10 protein-coding genes and 4 tRNA genes are annotated in these 15,357 nt (G+C 44.2%); 4 read left to right on the top strand and 10 right to left on the bottom strand.

Annotation, left to right across the window (positions count from 1 at the left end; genetic code table 11):
* Window positions 1–38: 38 nt before the first annotated feature.
* Window positions 39–1,121, top strand: a complete 1,083-nt coding sequence (locus GZN30_RS04195; protein WP_075649916.1) for a PQQ-dependent sugar dehydrogenase — start codon at window positions 39–41, stop codon at window positions 1,119–1,121.
* Here the strand turns inward: GZN30_RS04195 and GZN30_RS04190 are convergent.
* The 8 genes from GZN30_RS04190 to uvrY form a co-directional block, all read right to left on the bottom strand.
* Window positions 1,118–2,593: a diguanylate cyclase gene (locus GZN30_RS04190; RefSeq protein WP_075649917.1), complete on the bottom strand. Its 1,476-nt coding sequence runs from the start codon at window positions 2,591–2,593 to the stop codon at window positions 1,118–1,120. The genes GZN30_RS04195 and GZN30_RS04190 overlap by 4 nt on opposite strands.
* A gap of 409 nt (window positions 2,594–3,002) precedes the next feature.
* Window positions 3,003–3,078: transfer RNA gene (locus GZN30_RS04185), tRNA-Gly, on the bottom strand.
* 31 nt (window positions 3,079–3,109) lie between these two features.
* A tRNA-Leu gene (locus tag GZN30_RS04180) sits at window positions 3,110–3,196 on the bottom strand.
* Window positions 3,197–3,341: 145 nt separating this feature from the next.
* Window positions 3,342–3,417 (bottom strand) — tRNA-Gly (locus GZN30_RS04175).
* Between the two features lie 4 nt (window positions 3,418–3,421).
* A tRNA-Cys gene (locus GZN30_RS04170) sits at window positions 3,422–3,495 on the bottom strand.
* A gap of 265 nt (window positions 3,496–3,760) precedes the next feature.
* A complete protein-coding gene (gene pgsA / locus GZN30_RS04165; RefSeq protein ID WP_075649918.1) occupies window positions 3,761–4,318 on the bottom strand; it encodes a CDP-diacylglycerol--glycerol-3-phosphate 3-phosphatidyltransferase in 558 nt (185 codons plus the stop codon).
* 75 nt (window positions 4,319–4,393) lie between these two features.
* Window positions 4,394–6,226 (bottom strand): excinuclease ABC subunit UvrC, encoded by a 1,833-nt coding sequence (gene uvrC / locus GZN30_RS04160; RefSeq protein WP_075649919.1) that lies wholly within the window; start codon window positions 6,224–6,226, stop codon window positions 4,394–4,396.
* Window positions 6,226–6,870 carry a UvrY/SirA/GacA family response regulator transcription factor gene (gene uvrY / locus GZN30_RS04155; RefSeq protein ID WP_075649920.1) on the bottom strand — a complete coding sequence of 215 codons (645 nt, stop codon included), beginning with the start codon at window positions 6,868–6,870 and terminating at the stop codon, window positions 6,226–6,228. The genes uvrC and uvrY overlap by 1 nt, the downstream gene beginning before the upstream one ends.
* A 430-nt stretch (window positions 6,871–7,300) precedes the next feature.
* On the opposite strand from uvrY, the gene GZN30_RS04150 reads away from it, so the two are divergent.
* The 3 genes from GZN30_RS04150 to GZN30_RS04140 all read left to right on the top strand — a co-directional run bounded on the left by GZN30_RS04150 (window position 7,301) and on the right by GZN30_RS04140 (window position 12,266).
* Complete coding sequence (locus tag GZN30_RS04150; protein ID WP_075649921.1) at window positions 7,301–7,786, top strand: DUF3015 domain-containing protein; 486 nt, start codon at window positions 7,301–7,303, stop codon at window positions 7,784–7,786.
* 130 nt (window positions 7,787–7,916) lie between these two features.
* The gene (locus GZN30_RS04145) at window positions 7,917–9,773 is read left to right on the top strand and encodes an Lnb N-terminal periplasmic domain-containing protein (RefSeq protein WP_075649922.1); all 1,857 of its coding nucleotides are present in this window, start codon (window positions 7,917–7,919) and stop codon (window positions 9,771–9,773) included.
* 129 nt (window positions 9,774–9,902) lie between these two features.
* Window positions 9,903–12,266: a DNA polymerase II gene (locus tag GZN30_RS04140; protein WP_075649923.1), complete on the top strand. Its 2,364-nt coding sequence runs from the start codon at window positions 9,903–9,905 to the stop codon at window positions 12,264–12,266.
* Here the strand turns inward: GZN30_RS04140 and GZN30_RS04135 are convergent.
* Both GZN30_RS04135 and GZN30_RS04130 read right to left on the bottom strand, forming a co-directional pair.
* Window positions 12,252–14,288: an EAL domain-containing protein gene (locus GZN30_RS04135; RefSeq protein WP_232060452.1), complete on the bottom strand. Its 2,037-nt coding sequence runs from the start codon at window positions 14,286–14,288 to the stop codon at window positions 12,252–12,254. The two genes, GZN30_RS04140 and GZN30_RS04135, sit on opposite strands and share 15 nt — an antisense overlap.
* A 197-nt stretch (window positions 14,289–14,485) precedes the next feature.
* Window positions 14,486–15,253 (bottom strand): nucleotidyltransferase, encoded by a 768-nt coding sequence (locus GZN30_RS04130; protein WP_075649925.1) that lies wholly within the window; start codon window positions 15,251–15,253, stop codon window positions 14,486–14,488.
* Between the last annotated feature and the right edge of the window lie 104 nt (window positions 15,254–15,357).

Raw genomic sequence — 15,357 nt, 5'->3', positions numbered from 1 at the left:
AAACTATTGATAAGTTGTTACTCAGACAAGGAAGTAAGATGAAATGGATTTTATCTTTAGCGGTACTCGTAGCCAGCTATACCTCCTACGCCAGCGAATGGCACACTCATCTCATTACTGATGGCCTCAACGTTCCTTGGGGGATGAGCGAGATTGATCAAAAACGGATCTTAGTGACTGAGCGTAATGGTCGAGTTGGTATTCTCAATTGGCACTCTGGTCACTATCTACCAATACGCAATTTCCCCAATGTCGCGGCGACAGGTCAAGGCGGACTCTTGGATGTGGCACGCTCGCCATTTAACTCAGGCGATTATTACTTTACTTATAGTCGTGATGTTTCTTCTGGCATCGAAACGGTATTAGCTAAAGGACAATTAGTCGAAAACAAGCTGATCAACCTTGAAGATATTTTTGTCTCTTATTCTGGCTCAACCTCAGGTCGCCATTATGGCAGCCGTATCACCTTCGACGACTCACACATCTATGTCTCGATCGGCGATCGAGGTGAACGCGGCAACGGGCAAAATTTACAAACTCATGCCGGCAGTATTATCCGGTTAATGCCTAACGGTAGTATCCCGTCCTCGAATCCATTTCTTTCTGCCGGTAAAGCTGCCAGCGCAATCTGGAGTTATGGACATCGAAACCCGCAAGGATTGTTTTACGATAACGTTGGTAACAACCTATGGTCAGTCGAACATGGTCCGCGTGGGGGCGACGAGATCAACTTAATCCAAAAAGGAGAGAATTATGGTTGGCCTATCACCTCACACGGCAAAGAGTATTGGGGACCGATTAGTGTGGGTGAAGCACAGGAAAAAGCTGGCATTCAATCGCCACGTAAAGTTTATATCCCATCAATTGCGCCTAGTAGCATGGTGCTCTACCGTGGTAAACAGTACGCCGAGCTTAACGGCAAACTACTGATTGGCGCGCTAAAGCTCACTCATCTCAATGTCGTCAGTTTGAATGGTCAAAACGTCATGGTTGAGCAGCGCATTCTTGAAGATCTGGGGGAAAGAATTCGGGCTATAATCGTCACATCGGATGATAACATTCTATTTTCAACCGATAGCGGAAAAATCTTTCAACTACTGCCCAATGAAAAGCAACTTTAGCTAAGCAGCACTGGCTTTTCGGTCCAGGCAGAGCAATTTCTGCCTGACTTCTTACACTGGTACATTTTTTGGTCCGCAGCATTAAACAGCGACTCAATAAGGCGCTCAAAATCCACACTGGCGTATTGTAAATGATTAACATGAGCGAACGAGCCGCCAATAGAAACAGTCACCACACTGTAATTCGAGTTGCCCTGATGTGCTAAATCCATTTCCTCAACAGAGCGACGCAAAAACTCACCAACATGGAGCAGTTCTTCACGATTGCGGCGACAGCACACTACCACAAATTCTTCGCCACCATAGCGAAAAGCAAGATCGACGTTGGTCAACTTAGACTCGAGCTGATTTGCGACCTTAATCAACGCTCTGTCTCCTTGCATGTGGCCGTAAATATCATTGTATGCTTTAAAATTATCGATATCACACACCATTAAACCCACCACTCTGCCCTCCGCTAAGTGGTGTTGTAGATAAGGTAGAATCGCATTACTGTATTTATAACGAGAACCCAAGCCTGTCAGTGTATCGGTGTCTGACTTCGCTCGCAGCGAATTTAACTGTTGATCATTCTTAAGCAACAAACTTTTGTAAGCACGAGCCAACTGCCCGATCTCATCATTGCGTTCTAACTCTTCAAAACCATCCAAACTTGATGAGTTGACGGCACTATTCATATTTGAAGCAAGCTTTTTTAAAGGTCTAGCAATCCAGAACACCGCCCAAAACACCACCACTAATGCCAGCAAAATGGCTATTGAAGCTTCACGTAAAATAGTAACGGCGAGATTAACATGCACATCTTTCAGCTCTTTCGCATCAAATACTGCCCAAATTGTGCCGCCATGTTGATTTCTCAGTGGCATAACAATATGCAGTAGATAATTCTCGGCATCGAGAAAATAGTTCCTCTCGAGTTGACTTGGTCGATGCCAATCCATAACGAATTTCGCCGCTATCTGATCACTACTTTCAATCAGAGACTTCTCTGCCCGAGCCTTATTTAACAAATAGTTCAGTTTTCTAGACTGTAATGTATCGTCACTATCGAGTTGTTTAAGCAGATACTCTAATTTATTCACACGCGAGGAAGATTTATACAAATCGGTATTTTTCAAATCCGCGCGCCATACTGTTCCTGTTGCGGGTACATATCTTACCGAGACCGGCTTTTGTCCCACATCCGATTGACCGGCAACTTCAACAAACATTACATTGTCCATATTAGCCAGCGTTTGAATAGTTGTAGGCAATGTCATGGTTGCGTAGCTGACACTTGCAATCGCTGAAGAGAATAGCTCGGTTTGAGGATAAATCGCCTGCTTGGCTAGCGTCGCAGAAAAATGAATTTGTCGATGCCACTCGCTCTCATATCGAGCGACACTCATACCACCGATAGCCAGTGAAGCAATGAGTAAGTGTGTACAAAATAGCGTTTGACTGACTGTGAGTTTTTTAAGCAATGTGATCATAGCTATCAATCCCGACACGGTTTCATTCATAGTTCAGGGTGAATGAAGCAATACACCGCAAAGACAAATATTGATATGTAAGTAGATAACGGCGTTCATAGCACTATGCGATCAAGCAAACGATCACAAAGAGAAAATTCATAGTGTATCCATGAGTTGATAACCGCTATATGAATCATGAACTTGATATATGGTATGGTAAATCGTCAATAATTGAAGCGATTTGCTTCAATTTACACTCGCTAACATTCAGCATGCGGAGCAAGTCTTGATCTAGTACTTTAGTTGCACTTATTGCAATAAGGAAGACGTGACTAAGACTCGGTGTTTTTAATAAATTGTGTAATTGACAGAATTAACGCAGGACATACGAAAAAGCCCTAATCTTTCGATTAGGGCTTTTAAGATTTGGAGCGACACACGAGGTTCGAACTCGTGACCTCAACCTTGGCAAGGTTGCGCTCTACCAACTGAGCTAGTGTCGCATTTGTTACATACGTAACGAATAAGGTTAGATGGTGCCCCGGGCCGGACTTGAACCGGCACAGCGCGAACGCCGAGGGATTTTAAATCCCTTGTGTCTACCAATTCCACCACCAGGGCACACAAATCTAAATTCGTGTGGGTTTACTGAAGTAAGTAAGACACCATCTAGTTATCGATTTTAAATCGTTAACTTAAATTTGGAGCGACTCGGCTGGATTCAGTCACGAGGTTCCTCGTGCAAGCCAATCATTCCAATAAAACTTGGAGCGACACACGAGGTTCGAACTCGTGACCTCAACCTTGGCAAGGTTGCGCTCTACCAACTGAGCTAGTGTCGCAAGATGGAGGCGCCTCCCGGAGTCGAACCGAGGTCCACGGATTTGCAATCCGCTGCATAGCCACTCTGCCAAGGCGCCATCTCTAACACCCTTAAGAACTTTGGTGAGTTCCTCTTGGGTACGGGATGCATTCTACGGATTCGCACTGATGAGTCAACACTATTTTTCGTTTTTTAAATCGTTTGAACAAAATACAATCAAAAGCCGTTAAATTGCTCACTTTATTGTCAATTCAAACGCTTATAAGACGAACTTATTGTAGATTTCTACAACTCGACGAGCTCGCGCCTATGGCTTTCTCCTAAACTAGGGTAATAAAAAAACGGGCTAACGCCCGTCTTTTTTAGTGATGCTCTTCGTTTAACAGATCGTCCTTGGCAGCTAACAAGTATTGCACCATAGACCAATAAGTCAAAACGGTTGCAACATACAGGGCCGCATAACCAACCCAAACCATCACATCGTTGTGTTGCCATATCAGTAGCCACAACGCCAACATTTGTGAGGCGGTTTTTACCTTACCCACCCATGAAACTGCGACACTCGCACGTTTACCGATTTCAGCCATCCACTCACGCAGTGCGGAAATGATGATTTCTCGAGCAATCATAGTCACTGCCGGAATAGTAATCCAAATGGTATGGTAATCTTCTGTGATAAGGATTAGTGCGGTAGCAACTAACACCTTGTCCGCAACGGGATCAATGAAAGCACCAAAACGAGACATTTGCCCAAGCTTACGAGCAAGCATGCCATCAAGCCAATCGGTAAAACCAGCAACCCAAAAAATCATCGCGGCAGCGAATGGGGCCCAGTCATAATCTAAATAAAACGCTACTACAAAAATTGGAATAAGGAACAATCGTAGTAGAGAAAGGATGTTCGGGATGTTGAAACGCATATTATTGGCTCTTATGGTGTGCGTATTGCGCTGTTTGCTACCTAAAAAACAGGCTCTTATGGTGCTGGATTTTTACTATTGTTTCAATGCTTGATAAATGTTTTCTGCTAAAGAATGACTAATACCCGGCACTTTGGCGATTTCTTCTACACTGGCGCGTTTTAACTCCTGTAAGCCACCGAGATATTTAAGCAGTGCTTGACGACGCTTAGGACCGACTCCTTCAATTCCCTCTAAGGCACTGGTTCGTCGAGTTTTTCCGCGTTTAGCTCTGTGCCCTGCAATGGCGTGATTATGGCTTTCATCACGAATATGCTGCATCAAATGCAGGGCAGGCGCATCACTTGGAAGGTGGAACTCTTCACCATCAGTAGTAATCAAAGTTTCCAATCCAGGTTTACGCGTTACTCCTTTGGCAATACCAATCAACCTCGGTCGCTTTGGCCAATCAGTCCAATATTGACTGATTATTTCGTAAGCACGATTAAGCTGCCCTTTACCGCCATCAATAAACACAATATCGGGAATTTTCTCGACATCGAGTTGCTTAGAATAACGTCGCTCCAATGCTTGCCCCATTGCCGCGTAGTCATCCCCACCGGTAATACCCGTAATATTGTAACGGCGATACTCTTGTTTAACTGGACCTTCTTGGTTAAACACCACGCAAGATGCGATGGTACTCTCACCCATAGTGTGTGAAATATCAAAGCACTCCATACGAAGTATTGAGTCGAGTCCCAAAAGCTCCCGCAACTCTTTGAAGCGTTGAGAGATGGTCATCTTATGATTAATCTTGGTGGTAATTGCCGTCAAGGCGTTAGTATTCGACAACTTTAAGTATCGAGCACGTGTACCTGTCGGGTTGATATGGAATTGAACCTTACGGCCTGCGATAGAAGACAACGCTTCTTGCAGCGAGCTGGTATCTTCAAGCAAACCTTCATTGAGAATAATACGCGTAGGTACCGTTCTCGCCTCGTTATGGCTGAGGTAATATTGACTTAAGAAGCTATAGAACACTTCTTGCTTAGTCGTATTATTAGGAATCTTAGGGAAATGACTACGACTGCCGAGCACCTTGCCTTGCCTAATCATCAAGATGTGAATACATGCAATGCCATTTTCCTGTGCAAAACCGAGTACATCGAGATCCTCCATCGAATCTTCCGACACAAATTGCTGTTCTTGCACACGTCGTATTGCTTGAATCTGATCGCGAAACTTGGCGGCATCTTCAAATTTCAACGCTTGACTAGCCACTTCCATTTTTTGCACAAGCGTTTCCAACACCTGTTTATCTTTACCACGTAAAAACAGACGTACGTACTCGACTAATTCCTGATACTCCTCATCAGAGATGATCGTACTGACACAAGGTCCCGCACAACGACCAATCTGATACATCAAACATGGTCTTGTTCGGTTAGCGTAAACCGTGTCTTCACACTGGCGCACCGGAAAAATTTTTTGAATTAAATGCAAGGTTTCTCGCACCGCACCAGAATCAGGGTAAGGTCCGAAATATTCCCCTTTACGCTTTTTTGCACCCCGATGCATCGATAGACGCGGGTGCTTATGGGCACTAATGAAAATATAAGGGTAAGACTTATCATCACGCAGCAATACGTTGTACTTAGGTAAGTACTGCTTGATGTAGTTGTGTTCAAGTATCAGTGCTTCAGTCTCGGTATGCGTGACTGTCACGTCTATCTTGGCGATATGGCTCACCAAAGCGCGTGTTTTTTCACTGTCTACTTGCTTACGAAAGTAACTAGAAAGGCGTTTTTTGAGGTCTTTTGCTTTACCGACATAAATAACAACCGACTCGGCATTATACATACGGTAAACGCCGGGTTGGTTGGTTACTGTCTTTAGAAACGAGACCGAGTCGAACGATGAACTCACTACAATGTCTCGGTATCTAGCATTCCATGTCGGATAGCAAGGTGCGTTAGCTCAACATCACCACTGATGCCTAGTTTAGCAAATAAGCGGTAGCGGTAACTATTCACCGTTTTTGGACTCAGACTCAACTGCTCAGAAATATCGGTAACTTTCTGACCTTTGGTAATCATCATCATGATTTGCAATTCGCGCTCTGACAGATCGGCAAACGGGTTTTCCGATGCTGGAGAAAATTGACTTAACGCCATCTGCTGAGCAATTTCAGGCGAAATATAACGCTGTCCGCTATTCACTACGCGGATCGCATTAACCATTTCGTCTGGACCTGCGCCTTTGGTTAAATAACCCGCTGCGCCTGCTTGCATCACTTTGGTTGGAAACGGATTTTCCGTATGAACAGTTAAAACGATGATTTTCATATCTGGATTAAAACGCAAGATCTTCTTGGTCGCTTCTAAGCCACCAATACCAGGCATATTCATATCCATCAATATAACGTCAGCATGGTTGCTTCTGCACCACTTAACTGCGTCTTCACCGCTTACAGCTTCCCCTGCTACGTTCATTCCACGGACGTCTTCAATAATACGTCGTATCCCTGTGCGAACCAGCTCGTGATCATCTACAAGGAAAACACTAATCAATCTTGTATCTCCACACTATTGTTTTGGCTCTGCACCCACCGAGGACAGTGGATAGCAACTTGGTTGCCTAGTTTAACTCAAAAATGAAAATTTCATTACTCCGAATATGTGCGCAAACGCAAAGTTTAGCAAGTACTAATTTTCGGATATCGAACTAGCGCAACAAATATAGTTCATCACTATAACTTAGTGCTTAAGCATTCGTCATCTACCTATCACTCAATTACTAAGAAAGCGATTTAAGCTCATGATGTTACAAAAATATGTTGTTGTAGCCCGAGCAGAACAGCTTCATTTTCATAAATTTTGTTACATAGATTGAAAATGAAACCAATTTCATTTATTTTTTCGCAATGGTAATTATCTAATTATCATGCATCTTAATGCTAATGAGTAACAATTAGCACGGTATAACGATTAAGGACATATTATGAAAAAGCTTCTAGCGGTGGCTGCACTAGCTGCAACTCTTCCACTATCTCAAGTTGCAATGGCTGATCAAGACATCGGTTGTGGTCTAGGTACTATGATTTTTGACGGCAAGTCAGGCAAAGTATTTAAAGTACTAGGTGCGACTACTAACGGCACTTCTGGTAACCAAACTTTCGGTATCACATTTGGTACTCTTGGCTGTGACGGCAACGGCACTATCTCTTCTTCTGAGAAACTAGCTCTATTTATCGATGGCAACATGGATAACCTAGCTCGCGACATCGCTAAAGGTGAAGGTGAGACTCTAGCGACTCTATCTGAAGTATGGGGCGTACAAGAAGCTGATAAAGCAGCATTCAACACTCTTGCTCAAGAAAACTTCGCAGAAGTATTCAAATCTGAGAACGTAACTTCTCAAGAAGTATTTGCTAACCTAAACAACCTAGTAGCTGAAGACGCAGCACTAGCTGGTTACGCTATCTAATTTCAACTTAAGTTGAACTCAAAGTGCCCTCGTTAGGGCACTTTTTTGTAGCCGTTTAGATAGTTAAGCTTTTTTAAACGAAAACCAAAGTGCTTAACTATCTAAATACAAAACACTTCTACGGATTTGAATGAAACATTCACTGATTTCTAAAGTACTGCTCGCTGGATGTGGGCTAAGTACGGCATCTTTCTCAACTCTCGCCGCACCTGTATTTGATGTTGACGCTCTCGCTCAAGATCCTTATTGGTTAAAACTTGGTCATTATATCCCGAAAACCATTTCTGGCTACAAAGGCACCGTAGACAGTGAGGAGTTCTACCTCTCCCCTCAAGGAGCGAAGTCACCGAGAAGTGAACTGAACGCCACGATAGACGCGCTATACAACCCAGACCAAGCCATAGCAAAGCAAAAACGCTGTGAGTACCCTGCTCGATATACTTGGCTTGAAGCCAAACAAGGCAACAGGGCTCAATTAGACTGCCCAGAGCTTGAAACATGGCGGGAAGTCTTGGACCCTGAAGGTATGACGCTGGTTTTCCCGACAGCCTTTATGAACAACCCATCCTCAATGTTTGGTCATACGCTATTGAGAATTGATGCCAAAGATCAAACCCGCCATAAAGAGTTAGTTGCCTTTGCGATTAACTTTGCCGCAGAGCCTGAAACTCAAGACAATGCAGCACTGTATGCGATTAAGGGCTTGGTTGGTAGCTACCCTGGGCGTTTTACCGTCATGCCTTACTACCGTAAAGTGCGTGAATACAACGATATCGAGTCTCGCGATATTTGGGAGTACAAACTCAAGCTAAACGAACAAGAAGTAGAACGAATTCTACTGCATTTGTGGGAAATGCAACGTGCTGAGTTTGATTACTACTTCCTTGACGAAAACTGTTCATACCAATTGCTCGCATTACTCGAACTCGCGCGTAACGACTTACAATTAATCAATAATTTTCCATTGCACGCTATCCCATCCGACACCGTTGAAGCGTTGAACAATGCCAATTTACTCGAGCGCCCAGCTTATCGAGAGTCGTTTGGTACGCGCTTGTTACATCAAGCCAATGAAATCGACCCTGAGCTTTTCGACGCAGCAGTGCGTGCTAAGCAAGGTGAATTCCCTAGTGCTGATCAATACAGTGAAGAACAACGTGCTGCCATTCTCGAGTTTTCTTACGAATGGCTTAACTTTGAACTCTATGATTTGGGGCTTGAGCGCGATCCAACTGCGAAACGTTTGACCGAATTGCTCTATCAACGTAGCCGCATCAAAGTTGACTCGCCTTTTAGTGAAGTGCCAACCCCGGCGATTTCACCAGAAAAAGGACATGCTTCTGCTCGTGCTGGTCTTGGTTATCAATATAGCGATTACTACGGCGCAATGATGACTTTTGAAGGGCGAATTGCCTATCATGATTTGCTTGATTCCCAGCAAGGATTTATCCCTGGTGCAAAAATTAGTTTCTTAGATACTCAATTGAGCGTCGATGAACAAGGCACATCTCGCCTTGACCGTTTCTACTTTATTGATGCTATGGCGCTAGCACCGAGTAATCGCGTTTTTGATAGCTTAGCTTGGAATGCACGTATTGGTTATGACCGTATGCCAAACGAGGGCAAGCTTGAGAGTCGCTGGTTTGGTCAAGGCGGCTACGGCAAAGCATGGGGAGATGCAGAATCACTGCACTTCTATGGTTTGCTGTCAGCAGAAGTGAGTGGCGGTGAATTGACTGATTATGACGCGACACTTGGCGGAGGCTTAGAAGCTGGGATGATTTATCAGCTCGCTGAAAACCATCGTATTGGTCTCCAGGGGCAATATCTCGCCCTAGTTGATAGCAACGCGGATCAAAATGCAAAAGCGACCGCGAATTGGCACTGGCAAATTGAACGTAACTTTGCGTTACGCAGTCAAGTGAGCTATCTACATTGGGGAGAAGAAGAAGTTATGGGTAAGTTAAACGCTTACATCTACTTCTAAACATCTTCTGAAGGTCTTTCAACTCTGCATCTTGCAGTGACTTGGGTATATAATAGGGCGAGTTATCGCCCTTTTTAATACCGATATTGGTTCGCTTTGGGCTCTTTAATATCAGCGCAGGACTTCCCTTTGACCATCCACCAAGGCTTTTTACTTACCCGACAAGCTCGTGACCTAAACGGCAAAACTCAAATTGAATTATGGGTAACGGGAGAGTCAGGTCCCTGCCAACTGCTGATTGATGGCGAAAGACCGGTGTTTTTTGTCGCACAACAAGATCGACAAACTGTGGCTGATATTGCCAATCAACTTAACATTCACTGTGAGCTAAAAACGCTCGATCTCATACATTTCGACCAAACGCCCCTGGCAGCATGCTACTGCTGGAGTATTAAAGAATCCCAAAAGCTATCACAACAACTTGAACAACGAGATATTGCCCGCTTTGAAGACGACATTCGCTTAGCCGATCGCTACCTAATGGAGCGCTTTATTCAAGGTGGCATTGAATTCACTGGCTTGCGAAAGTCCCAGCAAAACTACTTGTCGATGAGTCAAGTCAAATGTCGCAAGTCTGATTACACGCCTTCGCTTAAAGTCGTCTCTCTCGATATTGAATGTTCAGAAAAAGGGATTCTCTACTCGGTTGGTTTAGATAGTCCAATGGATAGCCGAGTCATTATGATTGGAGAACCACAGCAGTGCGATACCCCAATTGAATGGGTTAAAGATGAAAAAGCGCTACTCGAAGCGATGATGCGCTGGTTCAAACATTATGACCCTGATGTGATTATTGGCTGGAATGTGATTGATTTTGACTTTCGCTTACTGCACAAGCGCGCCGAGTGGCACAAATTGCGTTTGCTGATCGGGCGAGCAAATCAAGCCAGTTTTTTTCGCACCTCAAACACGACTCAGCAAGCATTTATCTCGATCCCGGGTCGGGTCGTCATGGACGGTATAGATACCCTAAAAACGGCGACCTATCATTTCCGTCGCTGGTCACTCGAGTCAGTTGCGCAAGAGCTACTTGGTGAAGGTAAGCAGATCCACAATGTTCACGACCGTATGGCTGAAATTAACCATATGTTTCGCCATGATAAAGCCTCGCTGGCACGCTACAACCTGCAAGACTGTGTACTGGTTAATAAAATTTTCGCCCACACTCACCTACTTGAGTTTGCAATTGAGCGCTCTAAACTCACTGGTGTGGAGCTTGACCGCGTTGGAGGGTCAGTTGCCGCGTTTACCAACCTATACATGCCACAATTGCACCGAGCCGGGTACGTAGCACCAAATTTATATCCTGAAAACTGGCTTGCCAGCCCTGGCGGCTATGTAATGGACTCGATACCAAACCTGTACGACTCAGTATTGGTACTCGACTTCAAAAGCCTCTACCCGTCAATTATACGCTCATTCTTAATCGACCCTATGGGTTTGATAGAAGGCTTGAAACTCCCCATCGGTAAACAAGACGATCAGGCTGTGCCGGGATTTCGTGGCGGTCAATTTCATCGCACCGCTCACTTCCTCCCAGAGATGATCGAAAAACTTTGGGCAGCACGTGATATTGCTAAGCGCAACAATGAAAAAGCGTTTTCTCAAGCGATAAAAATTATCATGAATTCATTTTATGGCGTACTCGGCTCATCTGGGTGCCGCTTTTTTGATACTCGCCTCGCTTCTAGCATCACTATGCGCGGACACGAAATCATGAAGCAAACCAAAGTATTAATCGAAGCCAAGGGATATCAGGTCATTTATGGTGATACCGACTCTACTTTCGTCTCTCTCAACGGAGAGTTTTCACAACATCAAGCCGATGCGATTGGACAGGAACTGGTGGGCTATATCAATCAATGGTGGAGCGATCACTTACGCCAAGAATATGCCCTTAACTCAATGTTAGAGATCGAATACGAAACCCATTATCGTAAGTTTTTAATGCCAACGATCCGAGGGCAAGAAACGGGTTCAAAAAAACGCTACGCTGGGCTTATTGGTGAAGGCACCAATGAGCGGTTGATCTTTAAAGGTCTTGAGAGTGCACGAACCGACTGGACGCCATTGTCTCAATCGTTCCAACAGCAACTCTACACCATGATATTCCATGGCGAGGATCCCGCTGTATTCGTTCGACAGTTTGTTGAGCAGACGCTTGCTGGTAACTATGACGACCGCTTGGTCTATCAAAAACGCCTAAGACGCAAACTTAGCGAATACCAAAAGAACGTCCCACCGCAAGTCCGAGCGGCGAGAATGGCTGATGAGATCAATCGCCAGCTCGGTCGACCGTTACAATATCAAAACCGTGGTCAAATCGAATATTTGATCACCTTGAATGGTCCAGAGCCAAAAGAGTATTTAAACAGTGCTATCGACTATCAACATTACATTGAGAAACAACTCAAACCGATCGCAGACGCAATACTGCCCTTCATTGGTTTGGACTTTAAAACATTAAGTGAGCCACAATTAGGTTTGTTCTAGTGTCATGTCGACATTGTTCGCATTACGACTTGCGATATACTCTCGCAGTGCTTGATGTGGCAGTGACTTACTGTAATACCAGCCTTGAATGGCAAGATGATTACGTAAAGGGATGCGTTCTAACTGTGTCTCGGTCTCAACACCTTCAGCAACGACCGCTAAGTTGAGATCTTGTGCGACACTGATGAGTCCATTGAAGACTTTCTGCCCTTTTGCATTTTCTAGCGTAGTCATAAAGGTTCGATCAATCTTGATCACATCAACGTCAAACATCGATAGATAGCTCAAGGATGAATAGCCAGAGCCAAAGTCATCAATACAGATTTTCGCTCCTACTTTATGCAAAGCGTGCAGAGCAGAAGAAACCTTCTCACGATCTCTCAGTAACGACTCTTCGGTGATCTCAACATGAACATATTCACCAACACGACTGATGTAGCCCGCAATCTGCTTCATTAACTCCGAGTCCAATATGGTTTCTGGTGTCAAATTCACGCTGGTAGGAATCGCCCACCCTTCTGCGATGGCAATTTTCAAGTCATGAACGGTCTGAATCACCGCCCAACGATCAATGTCTTTCATCAAGCCCGCTTGCTCGAAAGCGGGCAAAAATGAACCGGGATATTCGATATTACCGTTTTTGTCTACCGACCGGATCAGAGCCTCACATCCCACCACTTGTCCGGTTACACGGCAAACCTGAGGTTGATAGTGCAAACAAAACTCTTTGTCACTAAAGGTGTGTAACTTTAGCTCCAGATCCTGCTGCTGCTTTTGTGCAGTGACCATTTGAGAAACACGGTCATCGCTTAAGGTATGCGCCTCTTCAGCACGGCGTGAATAGGTGGTGTCTAACGAAGAAAATAAGATCGTTCGATCGCTGGTCGTACGATTAAGCATCAAGACAAATGGCGCATAGACTAAACAAGAAACAAAAATATTAAATAACTGCAATAAACAAGCATTCATGTCCCCTTGAGTGACAATCCATGCATTAAAAAATACCGGGCTACTAAAAGGCATGTTAGTAATAGGAACAGAAACCCATCCGCCACCAATCACCAAATAAGCGATCACCGTATTAATCACTGGTGCAAGGAAAAAGGGAATAAATAAGCGCGGATTAAAAATAATCGGCAAACCGAACAGTAATACTTCATTAATATTCAGCATACCCAAAGGTAAGCTCGCCAAGGCAATTAAACGGAATGCTTTGTTATTACTAAAAAAAAGCAAAGCTAACACTAAACCTAATGTTGCCCCTGCTCCGCCAAGAAAAGTAAATACCGCCATCGAAGAATGGTTAATAATAAACTCGGTCGTGCCTTGGAGTTCCATTTGGTAGTGCGCCGAATCAACCGCACTCTGCAACACATCAACCATCGGCAACAAGGCGTAGTAGCCGTGGATACCAACAAACCAAAACATCGAGTTGACCATCGCGAATATGGCACCAAACCCTAACGGCGAGTCACTATATTCTATCGAGAATAAATTCGACACATTGGTCGCCTCGATCGCTATGATCAAGCTTGAGTTAACCGTTAGGACAATAATGCCCACAATAATAGAAGGCAAAATTAAATTGAGTGACTCTTTAACTATTCTGCCTAAATGATTGTTAGTAACAAACTTCATCCAACGCAAACTGTAGATATAGGCGATGAGAGGAACCGCATACAGAGGGGTAACTAACGAGATCAGCAGTTCAAACACGACCGTGGTGTCACGAACACCAAACAGTTGGTCAAAAATGGAGAGATAAACAATTAAAACTAAAGCGATTGGAGGACGTGGTAAGCGCCAACGCATGGCAAGAATGTAGGCGAGTGCTGCGGTCAATAATATCGGAAAGAGTTCATTAACGAAGTGGTAAAGCTCGAACACCGCTTTGACCCACGGCTCCTCATTGCCAAAGAGGAACTCCCCTAAAGAAGCCGTGAATAGCGTCAATGAAATGATCATCAAGCACGGCAATATCCACAGCAAGCTCTCCCTGATCGCCTGAAGCTGATCTGCCATTATTTTCTTTAAACTTTCGATATTACGGACTAATAAGAACGTCAACTTGAAGCTCATCCATGAACAACACTTTGGTTTATTATAAGTTAAATAATTTCAGCACTTTGTGAGTAATTTCAATTTAAGCACTGCCTCTCAACTATGATGATAAGTTTTAGCCCGTTTGCTGTATTTTGTGTGAGACACATCAAGTCCCTTTAGCCGATCCTAAATTCCGTTTTTTGATACTGCTTAATCAGCCAATCACCAAAAGAATCAATCATGCCAATTGTTGCTCGCTTAGGTAAAACCCGCGAAGAAAGCATAATAACTAACCGTTCTACTTCTACTTGCATGTCAGGATAGTAACGCAAAAAGTGTTTACCGCACTCTACTGGAGAGTCGTACCACCCACGATCTTTGGGTATAACCAGCGAGTAGCTAGCGCGCAATAATTTCTTACCGACAAGTCTCTGAACGTAATGAAGCTCTTTGTCGTCACCAGCGCGTGCAATTCGGTTGCGATACACGGGCAACCACTCAATTAAATCCATGTTCCAATGCTTGGCAATTTCCCAGCTCGGTTCATAGTCGCCAAAGCACTCAGACAAATTCTCACCGTGCACGCAAACGGCACAATGGCGGAGCAAAAATCCCCAAGAAAAAATGCTCTCTAATGAGGCTACCTCACCTACTAAAGCGGTCTTGACGTTAATTTCAGTGATGTGGGGATAGCTCTTTTGGAATCGCCACTTAATGGTATTTAACAAAGTAGACCATTGCGTACCCGGACTTTGCTGTACCACAACTATAACGTCAAGATTAGAACGATAAGGAACCGCCGTTTTTCGCGCGACACTGCCATAGACATAAAGGCTATGCAATGTATGACCGAGACCAGAGCGCATCGCTGTCACTAGTTCGCTGACAGCTTGGCTATAATCAGGTTGAAATGGTTGTTTAGGATCTATTGCCGATAAAATCATCAAAGAATCTGAAGCTAATTCACTTGGTTGGACATAATCCCTTACTGAGGTGATTCAATCAAGACTATCACGCGGTTTATTACTGGTTAGATGCGATTTCAGAT

This window comes from Vibrio ponticus (assembly GCF_009938225.1).
In the GTDB taxonomy this organism is placed as follows: domain Bacteria; phylum Pseudomonadota; class Gammaproteobacteria; order Enterobacterales; family Vibrionaceae; genus Vibrio; species Vibrio ponticus.
Note: the sequence above shows the minus strand (reverse complement) of the source record. Positions and strands in the feature narration are given on the sequence as shown.